The sequence below is a fragment of the Pseudomonas sp. HN2-3 genome (assembly GCF_020691745.1).
In the GTDB taxonomy this organism is placed as follows: Bacteria; Pseudomonadota; Gammaproteobacteria; order Pseudomonadales; family Pseudomonadaceae; genus Aquipseudomonas; species Aquipseudomonas capeferrum.
This window is the reverse complement of the sequence record NZ_CP085704.1, coordinates 1,068,918-1,089,860: the sequence shown is the minus strand read 5'-3', so window position 1 is coordinate 1,089,860 and position 20,943 is coordinate 1,068,918. Positions and strand designations below refer to the sequence as shown.

The window sequence follows — 20,943 nt, the reverse complement described above, 5'->3', positions numbered from 1 at the left end:
TGAGAGGCCTGCCCGACCACTCGTTGTATGTTTAAACAAAATACTGCCACTAAAAAGGCTTGTTTTCTATCTGATAGTGAATAATCTTGTAATTCCAACAACAAAACCGTTTCAGTGAAGCCCCTTTGTGCCACAGGCCTCACTCGGACCGCCAGAGGTAACGCCATGACCCTTCGCATCGCCATCAATGGATTCGGCCGCATAGGGCGCAATGTCCTTCGCGCACTGTATACCCAAGGCTACCGCCAGGACCTGCAGGTCGTCGCCATCAACGACCTGGGTGACAGCGCCATGAACGCCCACCTGCTCAAGTACGACAGCGTGCACGGCGCCTTCGACGCCAGCGTAGAAGCCGATCATGAAAGCCTCACGGTCAATGGTGACCGTATCGCGGTCAGTGCCATCCGCAACCCGGCCGAGCTGCCCTGGAAGGCCGAAGCGATCGACGTGGTATTCGAATGCACCGGGCTGTTCACCGACCGGGCCAAGGCTGCCGCGCACCTGGCTGCAGGGGCTGGCAAGGTGATCGTCTCGGCACCGGCCAAGGGGGCTGACGCCACCGTGGTGTACGGGGTCAACCATGACGTGCTGCGCGCGTCGCACCAGATCATTTCCAATGCCTCCTGTACCACCAACTGCCTGGCGCCGATCGCCCAGGTACTGCACCGCGAGTTCGGCATCGAACAAGGCCTGATGACCACCATCCATGCCTACACCAACGACCAGGTGCTGACCGACGTCTACCACAGCGACCCCTACCGTGCGCGCTCGGCCACCCAGTCGATGATCCCGAGCAAGACCGGCGCCGCCGAAGCCGTGGGCCTGGTGCTGCCGGAACTGGCCGGCAAGCTGACCGGCATGGCGGTAAGGGTGCCGGTGATCAACGTGTCGCTGGTGGACCTCACCGTCAACCTCAAGCGTGACGCCAGCGCCGACGAGGTCAACCAGCTGTTCCAGGAGGCCAGCCGGCACTCCAAGGTATTGGGCTACAACGCCTTGCCATTGGTTTCGTGCGATTTCAACCACAACCCGCTGTCGGCGATCTTCGATGCCAACCATACCCGGGCCAACGGGCGCATGCTGAAGGTGCTGGCCTGGTATGACAACGAATGGGGGTTCAGCAACCGCATGCTGGATAACTGCCTGGCGTTGTGCCAGGCCCGTTGAGCATGCCACGGGATTTGCAGCGCCTGTGAGATCGAGCGCCGCCCGCGCGGCGCTTCGCGGGGCAAGCCCGCTCCCACATTTGTTTCGGGCCAATCAATCCTGATCCATTCGCGCGCGGTCCCTTGTTTGTCCCCTTCGATATCGCGTCGTGCACCAAGGGGGACGCGCGCCGATTACACAGGCATGACTGGCCCGAAACTGTTTCGGGCCAATCAATCCTGATCCATTCGCGCGCGGTCCCTTGTTTGTCCCCTTCGATATCGCGTCGTGCACCAAGGGGGACGCGCGCCGATTACACAGGCATGACTGGCCCGAAACAAATGTGGGAGCGGGCTTGCCCCGCGAAGCGCCGCGCGGGCGGCGCTCGATCTCAAAAGCACAGGATGTCCACCGCCATACACACTCCACTCACAATCTTTACCTTTTTCTAACATTTCCACACTTGACCAACGGCACGGATGATAAGCATTATCATTAACCTTTCGTCGGCCAGGTCCCCCTGTGAGTCAGTCCCGGTTCAACTCCGTTTTCCTCGTCCAGCGCCTCAGCCTGCTGCGTACCCTGCAACGCATGGTGGGCAACCCCAGCACGGCCGAGGACCTGCTGCAGGAAACCTACCTGCGGGTTTCCCGTGCGCTGAGCGAACGGCCCATCGAACATATCGAACCGTTCGTGTTCCAGACCGCGCGCAACCTGGCCCTCGACCATTTGCGCGCACGCCGGGTGCAGTCCCGCATGCTGGTCGACGACGTGCCCGACGAGGTGCTGCACAGTGTCGCTGCGCCCGCCAGCAGCAGCGAGGACGCCGCCCACGCCGAGCAGTTGCTCAAGCACCTGAGCGTCAGCCTCAATCAACTGAGCGAGCGCCAGCAGCGCATCTTCATCCTCAGCCGCCTACATGGCGCCACCTACCTGGAAATTGCCGAGCAACTGAACGTCTCGGCCAGCACGGTGCAGAAGGAGTTGAAACTGATCATGGCCATCTGCATGGGCGTCGCCGACCGCCTCAAGTGATGCGACCGTCGGCCAGCCGGGCAACGCAAAGCACTTGCCACACCCGACCTTAGCCTTGATGATTCGTGAACAACCCTTGCAAGGATTCACCGTGACCGACCGCCCTGTCCCTCGCCCGACACCTGCCGGGCCCAACGCCCGTGCCCGTGCCATGGACGAGGCACTGGACTGGCTGGTACGCCTGCAATGCGCCGATGCGCACGACGCCCAGGCCTTCGAAGCCTGGCTCAGCGCCGCACCGGAAAACGCCGAAGCCTATGTTGAAGCAGAAGCGCTGTGGAATGGCACGCCATTGCACCAGGCGGCCGCGCAGCTGCATCAGGGCCAACGTCGATCCCTGCGCGGGCGCCTGCGCAGCCACTGGAAGCCCTTGGCCACCGCCGCGGTGTTGTTGATCGGCCTGTTCACCCTCGGCAACCTGCCCATGCGCCTGCAGGCCGATCACCTGACCGTGGTGGGCGAACGGCAGCGCCTGCAACTGGACGACGGCGCCAAAGTGTTGCTCAACACCAACTCGGCGTTCGCCAGTGACCTGCGAGAAGGGCGCCAGGTCGCGCGCCTGCTGCAGGGCGAGGCCTACTTCCAGGTGCCCGAGGGCGCGCAAGGGCCGCTCGAAGTCCAGGCCGGCCCGCTACGGGCCCAGGTGCGTGACACCGACTTCGCCGTGCGTTACCTCGACGGCGAAGCCCAGGTGCGGGTGCAGCGCGGTGATGTCGACCTGCAGGCCGCCAGCGACCAGCGCATCCGCCTCAGCGCTGGCGACAGTATCAGCGTCGGCCCCCAGGGCTTTGGCCAGCGCCAGCGCGCGGACATGCAAAAGGACCTGGCCTGGATCGACGGCCGCCTGGTGTTCGAGAACTGCCCGTTGAGTCAGGTGCTGGCCGAGGTCAGGCGCTACTACCCGGGCTGGATCATCAACCGCAATGCCGGCCTGGAAGACGTCGCGGTCACGGGCAACTATCGCCTCGACCAACCGCTGGAAACCCTGCGCGCCCTGGCCCACATCACCTCTGCCCAGTTGCACGAATACCCCGCTGTGGTGATTCTCAACTGAGTTGCCACTGCAGGTGCTGCGACTGCGATAAATTATTTTTACGCGATCGCGCTACCCCGCCCGTCTCGTTATAGCCAATGCAACTGATTCTTGTTTGATAACAAGAACGGTCATCACCTATAACAGTTCGCGCGTCTGGGAGCGCTTTCGATGTCCACAGGTCCAACTCGCCCGTCCACACTTTCCCGCCGCACAGGGCAATTGTCCCTGCTGAGCCTGGCCCTGCTCGCCTGCGGCGCCTGCAGCCTGCCGGCCCTGGCCGCCGAACCTGCCCAGGCCAGCAGCCCGCGCATGGGTGACTATCGCTTCAGCATCGGCCAGCAGCCACTGGTTTCGGCCATCAACGCCTTCAGCCAGGTCACCGGCTGGCAGGTCGGCTTCAGTGCCGAACTGGCCGATGGCGTCGCCTCGCAAGGGGTGCAGGGCTCGCTGCCACCGGAGGCCGCGCTCAAGCGCCTGCTCAAGGGCACCGGCCTTGGCTATCGCAAGATCGGTAACGGCAACGTGGTGCTCGAGCGCCAGACCACGGGCAATGTCATCGCCCTGCAGCAGGTGACCGTCAGCGCCACCCGCAGCGCCCAGGACGTCAGCCAGGTGCCGAGCACCGTCAGCGTGCAGACCCGCGAGCAACTGGACCGGCAGAACGTCAACAACATCCAGGACCTGGTGCGCTACGAGCCAGGTGTTTCGGTGGCCGGTACCGGCCAGCGCAGCGGCCTGAACGGCTACAACATCCGCGGCATCGACGGCGAGCGGATCCTCACCCAGATCGACGGTGTGTCGATCCCCGACAGCTTCTTCTACGGCCCTTACGCCCAGACCCAGCGCAACTACGTCGACCCCGAGATCGTCAAGCGCGTGGAGATACTGCGCGGCCCCGCGTCGGTGCTATATGGCAGCAATGCCATCGGCGGCGCGGTCAGCTATTTCACCCTCGACCCGGACGACATCATCAAGCCCGGCGAGGACGTGGGTGCGCGCCTCAAGACCGGTTACAGCTCGGCCGACGAAAGCTGGCTGACCTCCGCCACCGTCGCCGGCCGCCAGGGCAACTTCGACGGCTTGCTGCACCTGAGCCAGCGTAATGGCCACGAGACCGAGTCCTACGGTGGCCACAGCGGTGACGGCCTGGCCCGCACCGAGGCCAACCCGCAGGACGTGCGCACCACCAACGTGCTGGCCAAACTGGGCTGGAACTACGCTGACGATGCGCGCCTGGGGTTCACCTACGAGCGCTACAAGGACGACCGCGACCAGAATATCCTCAGTGCGGTGGGTGGGCCGTTCATTCCAGGCTTTGGTGCCATGAATTCCTATCGTATGCGCCAGGGCAACGATACGGTGACCCGCGAACGCTTCGGCATCAACCATGAGTTCGGTCTCGATAGCTTGGTCGCCGACCATATCAAATGGAGCCTCAACTACCAGATTGCCAAAACCGATCAAACCACCGATGAGCTGTATGTCGCCTCGGGTCGGCAGGTACTTCGTGAACGTCAGACCACCTACAAGGATCGCCAATGGGTCTTTGATGCCCAGCTGGACAAAGCCTTCAGCATCGGTGCAACCGATCATTTGCTGACCTACGGCACCACGCTCAAGCATGAAAAGGTCACCGGCTCCCGTAGCGGTTCGGGCACTTGCCTGAACGTTGGCGGCACTTGCACCGCCATCGGGCAGGACAGCGCTCGCGACGGCCAGGTGCTGGTCAGCGACTTCCCGGACCCGACCATCAACACCTACAGCCTGTTCGTCCAGGACGAGATCCGCTGGAACAACTGGACCTTCATGCCAGGCGCACGCTATGACTACACGCACATGGAGCCCAAGTTTACCGATGCCTTCTTGCGTGGCCTGGAATCCACCGGCACGGCACCCACCTCGCAGGACGACTCGGACAAGAAGTGGCACCGCGTCTCGCCCAAGTTTGGCCTGACCTACGCGTTCAACGACAATTACACCTGGTACGGCCAGTATGCCGAAGGCTTCCGCACGCCCACGGCCAAGTCCATGTACGGCCGCTTCCAGAACCTGGAGCAAGGCTACCGCGTAGAGGGCAACCCGGGTCTCGAACCTGAAAAGAGCAAAAGCTACGAAACCGGCCTGCGTGGCAACTTCGACGCGGGTAACTTCGATGTGGCGGTGTTCTACAACAAGTACCGCGACTTCATCGATGAAGATGCCGTGCAAAGCGCCAACCTGGAGCAAACCTTCCAGGCCAACAACATCAAGCACGCCACCATCAAAGGCGCCGAGGTCAAGGGCCGCCTGAACCTGGATCACTTCGGCGCGCCGCAAGGCCTGTACACCCAGGGCTCGATTGCCTACGCCTACGGTCGCAACGATGACACCGGCCAGCCGTTGAACACCGTCAACCCGCTCAAGGGTGTGTTCGGCCTGGGTTACGAGCAGCAAAACTACGGCGGCCTGCTGAGCTGGACGCTGGTCAAGCGCAAGACCCGCGTAGACGACACCCACTTCTACGCACCCGATGGCGCCAGCGCCAAGTTCCGTACCCCAGGCTATGGCGTGCTGGACCTGACCGGTTTCTACAAGGTGACCGACGACGTCACCATCAACGCCGGCCTGTACAACCTCACCGACAAGAAGTACTGGCAGTGGGATTCGGTACGCAGCTACGACGGCCAGGGTGAGGCTGCGGTAACCCAGCCAGCCAACATGGACCGCCTGACCATGCCGGGGCGCAACTTTGGCATCAATGTGGTGTGGGATATCTGATCCCTTGGGTAGGCCTTGAGCGTTGCAGCGTCTACAAGATCGAGCGCCGCAACCCTCAAGGCCACCACCAAAAAAACCCAGTTTTTTTACTGTCCCGCCCCCGCTATTTCGTCTTGTATCTAGACGCCCCTTTTTCCAAGGACTGCCCCCATGACCGAACGCCCAGCCCTGCGCTCCCAGCGCCTCAACCAGATCACCCACGCCCCGCACACCGAGCTGGATGCCCTGGTCAAGGCGCACGCCCCCTTCGACAGCCGTGAAAACTTCGCCCGCTTCGTGGTCGCCCAGTACCTGTTCCAGTCCGAACTCAAGGCCTTGTACAACGACCCGCAACTGATCGCCATCGTCCCCGACCTGGCCGAGCGTTGCCGCGCCGAACAGGCCCGCCTGGACCTCGCCGACCTCGACACCGAAGTGCCCGGCGCAGTCCCTGGCGCGGTACAAAATCCGAGCCTGGGCGAGGCCATGGGCTGGATCTTCGTCTCCGAAGGCTCCAAACTGGGCGCTGCGTTTCTGATCAAGCGTGCCGTGGCCCTTGAGCTGTCCGACAGCTTCGGTGCCCGCCACTTGGGCGAACCGGCCGGCGGCCGTGCCGAAGGCTGGAAACAGTTCACCCGCATCCTCGATGGCCTGGCGCTGTCGGCCGAAGAAGAGGCCGCCGCCGAACGGGGCGCTGTCGCAGCCTTCGAGCGCTTCACCGAGCTGCTCAAGCACGCCTATGCGGCGGATGCCGCGCTGGTTTGACACGCTGTACCCGGCCACCCCACCGGTGGCCGAACCGTTTTTCGCAGTGAGACCATGACCCAACCTGCCCGCTCGAAACTCGCTCGCCTGCTGTATGGAATCCTGGCTTACGTAAGCCTGGGGGTTGGCCTGGTCGCGATCGTCATTCCCGGCCTGCCGACCACCGAGTTCATCCTGCTGGCCGCCTGGGCAGCCACCCGCAGTTCACCGCGCCTTTCTGCCTGGCTGGAGAATCACCGGTTGTTCGGGCCGATTCTGTTCAACTGGCGCAATGGCAAGGTGATCCAGCGCCGGGCCAAGGTCAGCGCCACCATCAGCATGCTGCTGTGCGCAGGCCTGATGCTGACCTTCCTCGATCACCACTGGCCGGTGTTTCTGGCGATCGGCGGCATGACCCTGGGCAACCTGTGGATCTGGTCGCGCCCAGAACAAGCTTGCGTAGCCGGGTCACAAGCTCAGCAACCCTGAATACAGGGCATACGCCGCCAGCGCAGCGCCCGCCAGCACCGCAGCGAAAATCAGCTTCTCCCACGTGGTGAACAGGGTCTGCCCCTGCTCGTGCTTGGCCCTGGCGAACAGAATCACACCGGGGGCATACAGCAGCGCCGACAGCAGCAGGTACTTGAGCCCACCGGCGTACAGCAACCACACCGCATACAGCAGGGCAACCATCGCCACCAGCAGGTCCTTGCGCCGCAGGCCCGCTTGCCCGGCGTAGCAGTCTCCACGCAGCGCCAGCAACACCGCATACGCCGCCGACCACAGGTAAGGCACCAGAATCATCGACGAAGCCAGGTAGATGAGGCTGGTGTAGGTCCCGGCCGAAACCAGGGTGATCAGCAAGAAGCCCTGGATCATGCAGTTGGTCAGCCACAGGGCATTGGCCGGCACATGGTTGGCGTTTTCCTTGGCCAGAAAGCGCGGCATGGTCTTGTCACGCGCGGTGGCGTACAGGATCTCGGCGCACAGCAATGCCCATGAAAGCAAGGCGCCGAGCAGTGAAACGGCCAGGCCGATACTGATCAACAATGCGCCCCACGGGCCAACGATGTGTTCGAGCACCGATGCCAATGACGGGTTCTGCAGCCCGGCCAGCTCCGGTTGGGTCATCACCCCCAGCGACAGCACGTTAACCAGCACCAGCAGCGCCAGCACGCCCAGAAAGCCGATCACCGTGGCCTTGCCCACATCCGACCGGCGCTGTGCACGCCCGGAATACACGCTGGCGCCTTCGATGCCGATGAACACGAACACGGTGACCAGCATCATGTTGCGCACCTGGTCCAGCACATTGCCGAACTGCGGGTTGCTCAAGCCCCAGATATCACGGGTGAAGATGTCGGCGCGAAAGGCAAACGCCGCGATGACGATGAAAATCAGCAACGGCACCACCTTGGCCACGGTGGTCACCTGGTTGATGAACGCCGCTTCCTTGATGCCGCGCAACACCAGAAAGTGCACAGCCCACAGCAGCAGCGAGGCGCAGCCGATGGCGATAGGCGTGTTGCCCTCGCCAAACACCGGAAAATAGAACCCCAGCGTACTGAACAGCAGCACGAAATAGCCGACGTTGCCGAGCCAGGCGCTGATCCAGTAGCCCCAGGCCGAAGAGAAGCCCATGTAGTCGCCAAAGCCCGCCTTGGCGTAGGCATACACGCCCGAGTCCAGTTCAGGCTTGCGGTTGGCCAGGGTCTGGAACACGAACGCCAGGGCCAGCATGCCAACCGCCGTGATGCCCCAACCGATCAGTACCGCGCCGACATCGGCACGCGCCGCCATGTTCTGCGGCAGCGAGAAGATCCCGCCACCGATCATCGAACCCACCACCAGTGCGATCAGCGCGCCCAGGCGCAGCTTCTGTCCCGGTTCGCTCATGTGCCTCCCTTTTTTTCACCCGCTGTCATTCGTTTGAAACAGCCATGCCGGCCATATTAAGCGCGGTGGCTTATATGGGTTAACGCCATAAAAGCTATAGCACTCATAACTGCTTTGTCTATGCCAACCCTCTGTAAAAATTAGCAGCTGCCCAGCAACTAGGGAAGGCGCTGTTAAAACTCGAAATTCTTGTGAAAAATTTGCGAAAGCCTCAAAAACGGCTAGCTTCAAGCAGCGCAGGCCGAACAGAGCGTTTGCTCTAGTAGTACATGGAGGTGCCAGCCCACAAGGCCTGCGGCAAAGCTGTCGGCACTCTCCAGGAGCCATGTGAAGGATTTTTCCTACTTCACATGACCATGAACTGACCCACGTCAGCGAATGGCCCCGGCGTCGGATTTATTCTGTCGTCAACTTTCTCCTGGCAGGAGTTGTTAAATGTCTGATTCATCCGGAAAATTAAAACTCGGTGCGCTAGTTGCACTTGTAGTGGGTTCAATGATCGGTGGCGGGATCTTCTCGCTGCCCCAAAACATGGCGGCCAGCGCGGGGGTTGGCGCGGTGCTTATCGGTTGGGCCATCACCGCGGTCGGCATGCTGACCCTGGCGTTCGTGTTCCAGACCCTGGCCAACCGCAAACCTGACCTGGACGGCGGGGTTTACGCCTACGCCAAGGCCGGTTTTGGTGACTACATGGGCTTCTCTTCAGCCTGGGGTTACTGGATCAGTGCCTGGTTGGGCAACGTCGGTTACTTCGTGCTGCTGTTCAGCACCCTCGGTTACTTCTTCCCGATCTTCGGTGAGGGCAACACGCCCGCCGCGATCATCGGCGCTTCGATCCTGCTCTGGGCCGTGCACTTCCTGGTCCTGCGCGGCATCAAGGAAGCGGCGTTCATCAACCTGGTCACCACCGTGGCCAAGATCGTGCCGCTGGTGCTGTTCACCCTGATCTGCCTGTTCGCCTTCAAACTCGACGTGTTCACCGCCGACATCTGGGGCCTGGGCACACCGGAGCTGGGCAGCGTGATGAACCAGGTGCGCAACATGATGCTGGTCACCGTCTGGGTGTTCATCGGCATCGAGGGCGCGAGCATCTTCTCGTCACGGGCGGAAAAACGCGCTGACGTGGGCAAGGCCACCGTCATCGGCTTCGTCACCGTGCTGCTGTTCCTGGTGCTGGTCAACGTGCTGTCGCTGGGCATCATGACCCAACCGGAACTGGCCAAACTGCAGAACCCGTCGATGGCCGCCGTGCTTGAACATGTGGTCGGCCACTGGGGTGCGGTGCTGATCAGCGTCGGCTTGATCATCTCGCTGCTCGGGGCCCTGCTGTCGTGGGTGCTGCTGTGCGCCGAAATCATGTTCGCCGCCGCCAAAGACCACACCATGCCGGAGTTCCTGCGCCGCGAAAACGCCAATCAGGTGCCAGCCAACGCCCTGTGGCTGACCAACGCCATGGTGCAGATCTTCCTGGTCATCACGCTGTTCTCCAGCAGTACCTACCTGTCGCTGATCTACCTCGCCACCTCGATGATCCTGGTGCCTTACCTATGGTCGGCGGCGTATGCATTCCTGTTGGCACTGCGCAATGAAACCTACGAGCAAGCCTTGGCCGAACGCAAGAAGGACCTGTTCATCGGCGCCATCGCTCTGCTGTACGCCATCTGGCTGCTGTACGCCGGCGGCGTGAAATACCTGCTGCTCTCGGCCCTGCTGTATGCCCCGGGGGCCATCCTGTTCGCCAAGGCCAAGCGCGAGGTTGGCCAACCTGTCTTCACCAACGTGGAAAAACTGATCTTCGCGGCCGTGGTCGTCGGCGCCCTGGTGGCTGCCTATGGCCTGTACGACGGCTTCCTGACCCTTTGACCCACGTCTTCGCACACATGGAGGAATGAACAATGTCCGCTGAAAAACAGAAGTACGGTGTCCACTCCGAAGCCGGCAAACTGCGCAAAGTGATGGTCTGCTCCCCAGGCCTGGCACACAAGCGCCTGACCCCGAGCAACTGCGATGAACTGCTCTTCGACGATGTAATCTGGGTCGACCAGGCCAAGCGCGACCATTTCGACTTCGTCACCAAGATGCGCGAGCGCGGCGTCGATGTACTGGAAATGCACAACCTGCTGACCGACATCGTGCAAGACAAAGAGGCCCTGAAGTGGATCCTCGACCGCAAAATCACCCCTGACACTGTCGGCGTAGGCCTGACCAACGAAGTGCGCAGCTGGCTCGAAGGCCTTGAGCCACGCCATCTGGCCGAGTTCCTGATCGGCGGCGTGGCAGGCCAGGACCTGCCGCAGAGCGAAGGCGCCGATGTGGTCAAGATGTACAACGACTACCTGGGCCACTCCAGCTTCATCCTGCCACCGCTGCCCAACACCCAGTTCACCCGTGACACCACCTGCTGGATCTACGGCGGCGTTACGCTCAACCCGATGTACTGGCCGGCGCGACGCCAGGAAACGCTGCTGACCACCGCCATCTACAAGTTCCACAAGGAGTTCACCGGTGCCGACTTCCAGGTCTGGTACGGCGACCCGGACAAACAGCACGGCAACGCCACCCTCGAAGGCGGTGACGTGATGCCGATCGGCAAGGGCATCGTGCTGATCGGTATGGGCGAGCGCACCTCGCGCCAGGCCATCGGCCAATTGGCGCAGAACCTGTTCGCCAAAGGCGCGGTGGAAAAAGTCATCGTCGCCGGCCTGCCGAAATCGCGCGCCGCGATGCACCTGGACACCGTGTTCAGCTTCTGCGACCGCGACCTGGTCACGGTCTTCCCGGAAGTGGTGAAAGAGATCGTGCCGTTCATCATCCGCCCCGACGAAAGCAAGCCTTATGGCATGGACGTGCGCCGCGAGAACAAGTCGTTCCTCGACGTGGTCGGCGAACAACTGGGCGTCAAGCTGCGCGTGGTCGAAACCGGTGGCAACAGCTTCGCCGCCGAACGCGAGCAGTGGGATGACGGCAACAACGTGGTGGCGGTAGAGCCCGGCGTGGTCATCGGCTACGACCGCAACACCTATACCAACACCCTGCTGCGCAAGGCCGGTATCGAGGTCATCACCATCAGCGCCGGCGAACTTGGCCGGGGCCGTGGCGGCGGCCATTGCATGACCTGCCCGATCGTGCGCGACCCGCTCGACTACTAACGACCATCACTCCCGGCCGCCTCCACAAGACTGCGGCCGGGCACCTCACCGAATTCAAGGAGAAACCGTCATGGCGTTCAATATTCACAACCGCAACCTGCTCAGCCTCGAACATCACACCACGCGCGAGCTGCGCTACCTGCTGGACCTGTCCCGCGACCTCAAGCGCGCCAAGTACACCGGTACCGAACAGCAGCACCTGAAGGGCAACAACATTGCCCTGATCTTCGAGAAGACCTCGACCCGCACCCGCTGCGCCTTCGAAGTCGCGGCCTATGACCAGGGCGCCAACGTCACCTACATCGACCCCAACTCCTCGCAGATCGGCCACAAGGAAAGCATGAAGGACACCGCCCGCGTGCTCGGGCGCATGTACGATGCCATCGAGTACCGTGGCTTCAAGCAGGAAATCGTCGAAGAACTGGCGAAGTTCGCCGGCGTGCCGGTGTTCAACGGGTTGACCGACGAATACCACCCGACCCAGATGATCGCCGACGTGCTGACCATGCGCGAGCACAGCGACAAGCCACTTCACGACATCAGCTACGCCTACCTGGGCGATGCCCGCAACAACATGGGCAACTCGCTGCTGCTGATCGGTGCCAAGCTTGGCATGGACGTGCGCATTGCCGCGCCAAAGGCGCTGTGGCCGCATGACGATCTGGTCGAACGCTGCAAAAAGTACGCTGAAGAAAGCGGCGCCCGCATCACCCTGACCGAAGACCCGAAAGCTGCGGTCAAGGGCGTAGACTTCGTGCACACCGACGTGTGGGTATCGATGGGCGAGCCCATCGAAGCCTGGGGCGAACGCATCAAGCAGCTCAAGCCTTACCAGGTGAATGCCGAGCTGATGAAGTCTACCGGCAACCCGCGCACCAAGTTCATGCACTGCCTGCCGGCCTTCCACAACTCCGACACCAAGGTCGGCAAGCAGATTGCCGAACAGTACCCGGACCTGGCCAACGGTATCGAAGTGACCGATGACGTGTTCGAGTCACCGGCCTGCATCGCCTTCGAGCAAGCGGAAAACCGTATGCACACGATCAAGGCGATCCTGGTGTCGACCCTGGCTGACCTCTAAAGGCCACACCGGCCCCGATGGCGCGCGGGCTTGCCCGTGCCCCATCGGGGCTGCGTCGACCGTCAAAATTCCCGATAAAGGACATTCCCCATGCGTATCGTTGTTGCATTGGGCGGCAACGCCCTGCTGCGTCGCGGCGAGCCCATGACCGCTGACAACCAGCGCGCCAATATCCGCACCGCTACCGAGCAGATCGCCAAGATCCACCCCGGCAACGAGCTGGTCATCGCCCACGGCAACGGCCCGCAGGTAGGCCTGCTGTCGCTGCAGGCGCTGTCTTACAAGCCCGACGAAGCCTACCCGCTGGACGTGCTCGGTGCCGAGACAGAAGGCATGATCGGCTACATGATCGAACAGGAGCTGGGCAACCTGCTGGCGTTCGAAGTACCGTTCGCCACGCTGCTCACCCAGGTTGAAGTGGACGCCAACGACCCCGCTTTCAAAGACCCGACCAAGTTCATCGGCCCGGTCTACAGCAAGGAAGAAGCCGAGCGCCTGGCCAAGGAAAAAGGCTGGGTGGTCAAGCCCGACGGCGACAAGTACCGCCGCGTGGTGGCCAGCCCCAAACCCAAGCGCATCTTCGAGATCCGCCCGATCAAGTGGCTGCTGGAAAAGAGCAGCATCGTGATTTGCGCCGGCGGCGGTGGCATCCCCACCATGTACGATGAAAACCGCAAGCTCAAAGGCATCGAAGCGGTCATCGACAAGGACCTGTGCTCTGCCCTGCTGGCCGAGCAATTGGAAGCCGACCTTCTGATCATCGCCACCGACGTCGATGCGGCCTACATTGACTGGGGCAAGCCCACGCAAAAAGCCATTGCCCAGGCCCACCCCGACGAACTCGAACGCCTGGGCTTCGCCGCCGGCTCCATGGGGCCAAAGGTGCAAGCGGCCAGTGACTTTGCCCGTAACACCGGCAAAGTGGCGGTGATCAGCTCGCTGGAAAACATCGAGGACATCGTCAAAGGCACCGCGGGCACCCGGGTTTCCACCGCCACGCCTGGGATCAGCTACCGTTGAATGCAGTGGGCGGGCGCCTGGCGTCCGCCATTTTCGACCTTCCAAAGGAGCTTGCCATGGCCCAGTACCACCCTGGTCATGTACACATCGAGCGCAGCGCGCTGAACACCAATGACCACAGCTATGACCTGAACATCGAATACGAGGCAGCGTCGGATCCCAAGGAAGGCAGAGGCATTCAGTTCCACATGCATGGCAGCATCGAAGGCAAGACGGTGGACGAAAAGTTCTTCCTGGCCAAGGACCAAGTGCTGCCCAGTTTCCTCATGCTGTTGACCCGCAAGGCCCAGTCCTACCTGGCCCCGCCGAAGAAATTCGAGAACCTGGGGTCACCGCACAAGATCTATGACTTCATGTTCAGCGATATTCGCGAAAAACTCGAAGTGAAGTCGGGCGACCCGATCAAGCCTGAACATCTGGAGTAACAATGAACTGGGGCTGCTGTGCAGCCCCGGCAGTGTTGGGCCAAGCCCACCTATCAAGGCATACTACGGCCCTCCCCGGCCATGACCAACCGCCTCCCCATGCGCATCCACGTCAGCTTCATCGACCGCGTCGGCATCACCCAGGAAGTCCTCGCCCTGCTCGGTGCCCGCCACCTCAACCTGGACGCCGTGGAGATGGTCCCGCCGAACGTCTACATCGACGCCCCAACCCTCAGCCCCGCCGTGCTCGAAGAGCTGCACGACGCTTTGTTCGACGTGCAAGGCGTGCAGTCGGTGGATGTGGTCGACATCCTCCCGGGCCAACGCCGCCACCTGCAGCTCGATGCTCTGCTCGCGGCGATGAGCGACCCGGTACTGGCCGTGGACAGCGCAGGCCTGGTGTTGCTGGCCAACCCGGCGCTGATTGCCCTGTGCGGGCGCGAATCGGCCGGGCGCTCGGTGGGCGAACTGTTCGGCGACAACGGCCTGCTGCAGGCCCTGCAGGACAACAATTTCCACCTGCCGATGCGCGAAATGCAGCTCAACGGCCAGAGCCTGTTGCTCGACGCCACGCCCATCACCAACGCCGGCGGCCTGCTGACCCTGTACCCACCGACGCGCATGGGGGAACGCCTTTCGGCGTTGCACCATGACCATGCTGAAGGGTTCGACGCGCTGCTCGGCGAATCACCGGCCATCCGTACCCTCAAGGCCCGCGCATTGCGTGTGGCCGCCCTGGATGCGCCCTTGCTGGTACACGGCGAGACCGGCACCGGCAAAGAGCTGGTGGCCCGTGCCTGCCATGCCATCAGCAGCCGCCACACTGCGCCGTTCCTGGCCCTGAACTGCGCCGCGCTGCCCGAGAGCCTGGCCGAAAGCGAGCTGTTCGGCTATGCCCCAGGCGCCTTTACCGGCGCGCAACGGGGTGGTAAACCCGGGTTGATGGAGCTGGCCAACCAGGGCACGGTGTTTCTCGACGAAATCGGCGAAATGTCGCCGTACCTGCAGGCCAAATTGCTGCGTTTTCTCAGCGACGGCAGCTTCCGCCGCGTGGGTGGTGACCGTGAGGTGAAGGTGGATGTGCGCATCATCAGCGCTACCCACCGCGACCTGGAGCACATGGTGGCCGAAGGCACCTTCCGTGAAGATTTGTTCTACCGCCTCAACGTGCTCAACCTGCAAGTGCCGCCCTTGCGTGACCGTGGCCAGGACATCCTGATGCTGGCGCATTTCTTCATGCAGCAGGCCTGCACACAGATTCAGCGCCCAGCTTGCCGCCTGACCCCGGCCACCCATTCGGCGCTGCTGGCCAACCCTTGGCCAGGCAACGTGCGGCAATTGCAGAACGTGATTTTCCGCGCGGCGGCCATTTGCGAGAGCAACCTGGTGGACATTGGCGACCTGGACATCGCCGGCACCTCGGTGGCCCGTGGCCAGGATGGCGAAGTGGCGAGCCTGGAGCAGGCCGTGGCGGACTTCGAACGGGAGCTGTTGCAGCGTTTGTATGCCAGCTATCCGTCGACACGGCAGTTGGCCGGCAGGCTGCAAACTTCACACACCGCCATTGCACAGCGGCTGCGCAAGTACGGCATATCGGGAAAATCATAAGATTTGTTGAAAAATTAGCACGCGCCTCGGAATTATCCTACGCACAGTGCCAATACTTACCTCAGGGTGGCTGCGTAGAATAGGGGTGTTCGCCCGTGGATATAAAAGAGCACCCTGATGTTTGAACTCGACTTTTACGGCACCTTGGTAGCGGCTTCTTTAGTATTGTTATTAGGCCGTGGCCTGGTCGCACGCGTGGGTTTCTTACGCGCCTACAATATACCCGAGCCCGTCGCCGGCGGCCTGGTCGTTGCCTTTTGCCTGTTAGGGCTACGGCACTTTGATATTCACGTGCAGTTCGATACCTCCCTGCAAACCCCCTTGATGCTGGCGTTTTTCGCCACCATTGGTTTAAGCGCAGACTTTGCCAGCCTGAAAAAGGGTGGGCGTGTCGTCGCCATCTTCCTGCTCGTGGTGACCGGCCTTCTGCTGGTACAAAATGCCATGGGCATCGGGCTTGCCACGGCATTGGGCCTCGACCCGCTGATGGGCCTGCTGGCCGGCTCGGTCACCCTGTCCGGTGGCCATGGCACAGGCGCCGCCTGGGGCGCGACGTTCAGTGAGCAGTATGGCCTGGCCTCGGCCTCCGAGCTGGCGCTGGCTGCTGCAACCTTTGGCCTGGTGCTGGGCGGCCTGATCGGTGGCCCGGTCGCCCGCCTGCTGGTCAAGCGTGTTCATGCCAGCGGCATCGAGCAGGCGCAGCCACAACAACCCAGGGGCTTTGAACAACCCAACGAAGAGCGCCTGATCACCTCTTTCAGTTTTATCGAAACCCTCGCGCTGATTGCCGTCAGCTTACTCGCAGGCTCGTTGCTCAATGGCCTGTTAAAGGGAACTGCATTTGAACTGCCCACGTTTGTCTGCGTCTTGTTTGTCGGTGTCGTGTTGCGCAACGGGCTTTCAGTTTTGGGGGCGTATCGCGTGTTCGAACGTGAAGTTTCAGTATTGGGCAATGTCAGCCTTTCACTGTTCCTGGCCATTGCGCTGATGTCGCTTAAATTATGGGACCTGGCCGCGCTGGCGTTTCCGTTCTTTATGCTGCTGGCCATGCAAGCACTGGTCATGGCCTTGTTTGCAATCTTCATTACGTTCAGGGTCATGGGCAGTAATTATGACGCGGCAGTATTGGCGGCGGGGCACTGTGGTTTCGGCCTGGGCGCCACACCGACGGCCATTGCCAACATGCAAGCGGTCACGCAGCGGTACGGGCCCTCGCATATAGCCTTTCTCGTGGTACCGATGGTGGGTGCGTTCTTCATCGATATCATCAACGTGATCGTGATCAAGGTGTATTTGGCATTGCCCTTCTTCACCGCGCTTTAAAAACCCGTCAGCGGCATGCGTGCGGCCGAACTGGCACGCACGCTCGGTAACCGGAATAGGCGCGTCAGCCTTGCCGATTCAAGCCTGACGAACCATGGCTTCTTTGTGCCGCAACGGCGGACGCAACAGTGTGCTCAACCCCAGCAGCACGAAGGCGCCGATCATCATCACCGCCCAAGCCCAGTGCAATGAGCTGAGCTGGTCACGCACGATACCGGCGAGCAGTGGCATGCTGGCGGCGATCAGGTACCCACCACCTTGCACGAACGCCAACAGCGCGCCAGCCTTGGCCGGTGAATCCGCGTGGTCCATGGCAACGATCAACGAGAGTGGGAAAAGCGCCCCAATGCCCAGGCCCAGACACACTGTGGCCAAGGCCGCCAACGCTACCGGCGCGACCATCAGGCAGGCCAACCCTGCTATCAATAGCAAAATGACCCACACCAAGAGGTATCTGCGATCCGCAAAGCGCTGGATCAAGGATGACACGAGCAAGCCGGCGAGCACTTCGGTGACGGTCAATGCCCCCAGCAGGTAACCCGCCTCGGCTGCTGTCCACCCCAACTCGATGTAGAACGGCGGCAACCAGGCCAGCACCAAGGTGTAGGCACCTGTGCCAATGCCGAAGAACAGCAACAGCAACCAGGCCCGCGCGCTACGGTAGGGCAATGTGGCCGACACCTGTCTGCCAGGGGTCCCACGCGCTAGCAGCAGCCAGACGATCAGGGCGACCAATGCCGGGACGGCAGCGTAGCCCAACGACAGTTGCCAGCCGAACAGGCCGGCGCCAGGTGCTGCCGTGGCGGCGGCCAACGCGGCGCCCGCCATGATACCGGTGGTGAACAAGCCCATCAGCATGCCAGCACTTTGCGGATGGCTGCCCTTGAGGAACGCCGGCATCAGCGCCTGAATGATCGCAATGCCGATACCACCCAGTGCCGCTGTGGCGATGAGCGCTTCGGCAGTGCTGACGTAGGCGCGTGCAGCGCAGCTCAGCGCAATCAGCACAATGCCTGCAGCCACGCCCTTGGTCTCACCGACCAGACGCAGCAGCCAGGGGCCGGACAACGCGAACACGCCCATCATCATCACCGGCAAGGTCGTCAGCAGGCCGGCTTGGGTGTTGCTCAGCCCCAGGTCGTGCTGTAGCAATTGCAGCAGCGGGCCGATGGCAGCCATGACCGGGCGCAGGTTCAAGCCGATCAGTATCGCCAGCAACCCGACGCAGGCTTTGTTGGGGGTATCAGTCATGATGGAGGGGCTCCTGCAGGAACGCACCGGTTGCCTGGTTGAATGCCTGTGCGAGCGGTATGTTGAATACATGCCCCTCGCCCGCGAGGGTGGCCAGGCGAGCGTGACCGATATTGTTGCAGATGGCTTCGGCTTCGGCGCTCGGGCTGATCGGGTCAAATTCTGCGGCGAGTACCAGTGTGGCGGCCTGAATGCGTTGCAAATCGCCAGTCAGGTCGTACTGCTTCATGCCCTCGCACCAGCGGATCTGGTTGTGCGCCCGTAACTGCGCGGCCTGGGCGTGCCACGCCTGGTAAAGCCGCTGACCACGGGGCGAGGCGGCGAAGTCCGCACCGACCAATGCGGGCCAGCTCGACTTGAAGTGTTTAAGGCAACCATCCTGCTTGCCCAAGGCGGCCGCCCACTCGCTGAGCAGTCCCTTGCGATGTGCAGTGTTCATGCTGGCGAACGTGCCGGCAACGATCAGTTTCTCTACTGCGTGCGGGGCATGACAGGCCATCTCAAGGGCCACCATGCCCCCCAGGGACAAGCCGATCAGCTGGACGCTGTCGAGCCCGAGGTGGTCCAGCAGCGCCAGTATTTCCAAAGCTTGGGCATGGGCGGTGATGCCTTCGGGGGCATCACTGGATGCACCGTGCCCTAGCAGGTCGGGTACGATGACACGGTGCCCGAGGCCAAGCAGCGCGCTGAGCTGCGGCATCCACGCCCTGCCGCTGTTGGCAAAGCCATGCAGCAGGAGCACAGGGCTGCCGGAGCCGGTGTCATGATAATAGTGACGGTGCTGTCCATGTATGAAAAAAGCCATGCTGCCTCCTGATCCTTGAGCTTCATCGCGCCAAGATAACTTAACGTTAAGATTGTTAAAAGGCGCGGGGGTTCAGAAGGTGCGTTGGTTAAACATTTCCAGGTTCAACGATGAGTGCAGCAATGAACGATCATGTCGATTTCGTCGTCGCGCAGTGGGCGCAGGCGATGCCTTCCGTGGATGTTTCCTCCATGGAAATCTTTGGCCGAATGGCGCGTATCAGCAAGCACCTGGAGCGCATGCGTGCAGAAGCCCTGGCGCAGTATGGCTTCAAAGAGGGCGAATTCGACGTCCTGGCAACCTTGCGCCGTGCAGGGGCACCCTACCGCCTGACGCCAACCGAGCTGTATCGCTCGTTGCTGATAACGTCCGGCGCGATGACCAACCGCTTGACGAGACTGGAAAGCGCCGGGATGGTCGAGCGCATTGCCGACAATCAAGACAAGCGCAGCTCCCAAGTGGCCCTCACAGCACAGGGCAAGGCATTGATTGATAAGGCAGTCCTTACCCATACTGAGATCCAGGAGCTGGTACTGGCCCCCCTGAGCGCCGAGCAGCGTGAACTATTCGCGCAGTTGTTGAAGCAAATGCTCGCTCATCTGCCAGGTGAGGGTGCGCCCAGGCAATGAACTGGAAAATTCAGGAGGAATTTTCATGCTTCACAGCAATTACCTGAAGCAATTGGATCTGCAGGACATCGTGGTGTTCATCAACCTGCTCGAACTGCGCAGCGCCAAGCGGACTGCCGAATTGATGAATATCAGCCAGCCCACCGTCAGTTATTGCCTGAAGCGCCTGCGCGGGTGCTTCGACGACACCCTGTTCTCGTCTTCGCAAGGGGTGCTGAAACCCACCACCAAAGCGGAAAAGATTGCGCCGTACCTTCGCGTGGTGGTCGAGTCCGTAAACCGCTGCGCCGAGGACGACAGCAGCGCCTCGCCACAAGCACAGCGCAAGATCTGGCGCATCTGCGCGCCCGAGTATTTCGAACTTTCCTTCTTGCCGCAGGCGCTGGCGGTACTGTCACGTACACACGGCAATACCTCGCTGCACCTCGATCGCTTAAGCCGTGACCTGCCGGTGGACCGGCTGATTTCAGGCGACATCGACATTGCCATCGGCTTCGGCCCGGGCTATCACCAGATGCACCCCGAGCTGCAATGGCAACCGGTGCTCAGTGATGATTTCGTGTGCGTGACCAGCCAAGGCATGCTGGCCAGTGAAGAGGCCATGAGCCTGGACGAGTTCTGTGCTTCGCCCCATGTGTTCCCGACACCGTGGATATCGGAAAAGAACATGGTCGACAGCTGGCTGGACAAGGTTGGCCGATCACGCAACGTGCTGGTGCGCGCCAATGGTTATCAGGCCTGCGTGAATATTGTGGCCGCCGTGCCAGCCACGGTGGCACTGCCCGCACGCCTGTTGCCGCACCTGCGCATCGCACCTGGGCTGAAGGTCTGCACACCGCCGCTGGGCTTCCCCAGTTTCACCCTCGACATGATCTGGTCGCGCGATCGCAGCGACAGCAAGGATATTTCCAGCCTGCGCGCACTGGTCGAAGCGGTGGCGCAAACGCTGTTGACGGAACGATGACCCCGCTTTATTAAATTTTCCCAGGGCGTTTAAATTTCTTAAAACCAGCAGCTTGTTCTTTTCACTTACTGTGAGGTTATCGGGTAGCGATGTTC

18 protein-coding genes are annotated in these 20,943 nt (G+C 61.7%); 15 read left to right on the top strand and 3 right to left on the bottom strand.

Annotation, left to right across the window (positions count from 1 at the left end):
- The first annotated feature begins 165 nt into the window (after positions 1–165).
- The 6 genes from gap (at position 166) to LJX93_RS04915 (ending at position 7,186) form a co-directional block, all read left to right on the top strand.
- Positions 166–1,167 (top strand): type I glyceraldehyde-3-phosphate dehydrogenase, encoded by a 1,002-nt coding sequence (gene gap, locus LJX93_RS04940; RefSeq protein WP_227696797.1) that lies wholly within the window; start codon positions 166–168, stop codon positions 1,165–1,167.
- A 501-nt stretch (positions 1,168–1,668) separates the two neighbouring features.
- Positions 1,669–2,181, top strand: a complete 513-nt coding sequence (locus tag LJX93_RS04935) for an RNA polymerase sigma factor (RefSeq protein WP_033701037.1) — start codon at positions 1,669–1,671, stop codon at positions 2,179–2,181.
- 91 nt (positions 2,182–2,272) lie between these two features.
- Entirely contained in the window at positions 2,273–3,235 is a 963-nt protein-coding gene (locus LJX93_RS04930) for a FecR family protein (RefSeq protein WP_033701038.1), read from the top strand.
- A gap of 150 nt (positions 3,236–3,385) precedes the next feature.
- The gene (locus tag LJX93_RS04925) at positions 3,386–5,974 is read left to right on the top strand and encodes a TonB-dependent receptor (protein WP_095064057.1); all 2,589 of its coding nucleotides are present in this window, start codon (positions 3,386–3,388) and stop codon (positions 5,972–5,974) included.
- A gap of 150 nt (positions 5,975–6,124) precedes the next feature.
- A complete protein-coding gene (locus LJX93_RS04920) occupies positions 6,125–6,718 on the top strand; it encodes a biliverdin-producing heme oxygenase (protein WP_033701040.1) in 594 nt (197 codons plus the stop codon).
- Positions 6,719–6,772: 54 nt separating this feature from the next.
- Positions 6,773–7,186, top strand: coding sequence for a YbaN family protein (locus tag LJX93_RS04915; protein WP_033701041.1), 414 nt, complete (start codon positions 6,773–6,775; stop codon positions 7,184–7,186).
- Here LJX93_RS04915 and arcD (LJX93_RS04910) read toward each other — a convergent pair.
- A complete protein-coding gene (gene arcD, locus LJX93_RS04910; RefSeq protein ID WP_227696796.1) occupies positions 7,166–8,593 on the bottom strand; it encodes an arginine-ornithine antiporter in 1,428 nt (475 codons plus the stop codon). The two genes, LJX93_RS04915 and arcD (LJX93_RS04910), sit on opposite strands and share 21 nt — an antisense overlap.
- Before the next feature lie 435 nt (positions 8,594–9,028).
- Between arcD (LJX93_RS04910) and arcD (LJX93_RS04905) the strand changes: the two genes are divergently transcribed.
- The 7 genes from arcD (LJX93_RS04905) to gltS all read left to right on the top strand — a co-directional run bounded on the left by arcD (LJX93_RS04905) (position 9,029) and on the right by gltS (position 17,199).
- A complete protein-coding gene (gene arcD / locus LJX93_RS04905) occupies positions 9,029–10,456 on the top strand; it encodes an arginine-ornithine antiporter (RefSeq protein WP_033701045.1) in 1,428 nt (475 codons plus the stop codon).
- 32 nt (positions 10,457–10,488) lie between these two features.
- Positions 10,489–11,742 carry an arginine deiminase gene (gene arcA, locus LJX93_RS04900; RefSeq protein WP_033701046.1) on the top strand — a complete coding sequence of 418 codons (1,254 nt, stop codon included), beginning with the start codon at positions 10,489–10,491 and terminating at the stop codon, positions 11,740–11,742.
- A gap of 70 nt (positions 11,743–11,812) precedes the next feature.
- Positions 11,813–12,823: an ornithine carbamoyltransferase gene (locus LJX93_RS04895; protein WP_016485079.1), complete on the top strand. Its 1,011-nt coding sequence runs from the start codon at positions 11,813–11,815 to the stop codon at positions 12,821–12,823.
- A gap of 90 nt (positions 12,824–12,913) precedes the next feature.
- Entirely contained in the window at positions 12,914–13,843 is a 930-nt protein-coding gene (arcC, locus tag LJX93_RS04890; protein WP_033701047.1) for a carbamate kinase, read from the top strand.
- Between the two features lie 56 nt (positions 13,844–13,899).
- Positions 13,900–14,268, top strand: a complete 369-nt coding sequence (locus LJX93_RS04885) for a DUF5064 family protein (RefSeq protein WP_033701048.1) — start codon at positions 13,900–13,902, stop codon at positions 14,266–14,268.
- A 99-nt stretch (positions 14,269–14,367) separates the two neighbouring features.
- Positions 14,368–15,876 carry a sigma-54-dependent transcriptional regulator gene (locus LJX93_RS04880; RefSeq protein WP_047581584.1) on the top strand — a complete coding sequence of 503 codons (1,509 nt, stop codon included), beginning with the start codon at positions 14,368–14,370 and terminating at the stop codon, positions 15,874–15,876.
- 117 nt (positions 15,877–15,993) lie between these two features.
- Positions 15,994–17,199, top strand: coding sequence for a sodium/glutamate symporter (gene gltS, locus LJX93_RS04875; RefSeq protein WP_033701049.1), 1,206 nt, complete (start codon positions 15,994–15,996; stop codon positions 17,197–17,199).
- Between the two features lie 78 nt (positions 17,200–17,277).
- Here gltS and LJX93_RS04870 read toward each other — a convergent pair whose 3' ends face one another.
- Both LJX93_RS04870 and LJX93_RS04865 read right to left on the bottom strand, forming a co-directional pair.
- A complete protein-coding gene (locus LJX93_RS04870) occupies positions 17,278–18,450 on the bottom strand; it encodes an MFS transporter (protein ID WP_047581444.1) in 1,173 nt (390 codons plus the stop codon).
- Positions 18,443–19,255 (bottom strand): alpha/beta fold hydrolase, encoded by an 813-nt coding sequence (locus LJX93_RS04865; protein WP_047581442.1) that lies wholly within the window; start codon positions 19,253–19,255, stop codon positions 18,443–18,445. The genes LJX93_RS04870 and LJX93_RS04865 overlap by 8 nt, the downstream gene beginning before the upstream one ends.
- Positions 19,256–19,377: 122 nt before the next feature.
- On the opposite strand from LJX93_RS04865, the gene LJX93_RS04860 reads away from it, so the two are divergent.
- Positions 19,378–19,884, top strand: coding sequence for a MarR family winged helix-turn-helix transcriptional regulator (locus LJX93_RS04860; protein WP_033701052.1), 507 nt, complete (start codon positions 19,378–19,380; stop codon positions 19,882–19,884).
- 25 nt (positions 19,885–19,909) lie between these two features.
- Complete coding sequence (locus tag LJX93_RS04855; RefSeq protein WP_033701053.1) at positions 19,910–20,848, top strand: LysR family transcriptional regulator; 939 nt, start codon at positions 19,910–19,912, stop codon at positions 20,846–20,848.
- The last annotated feature ends 95 nt before the right edge of the window (positions 20,849–20,943 follow it).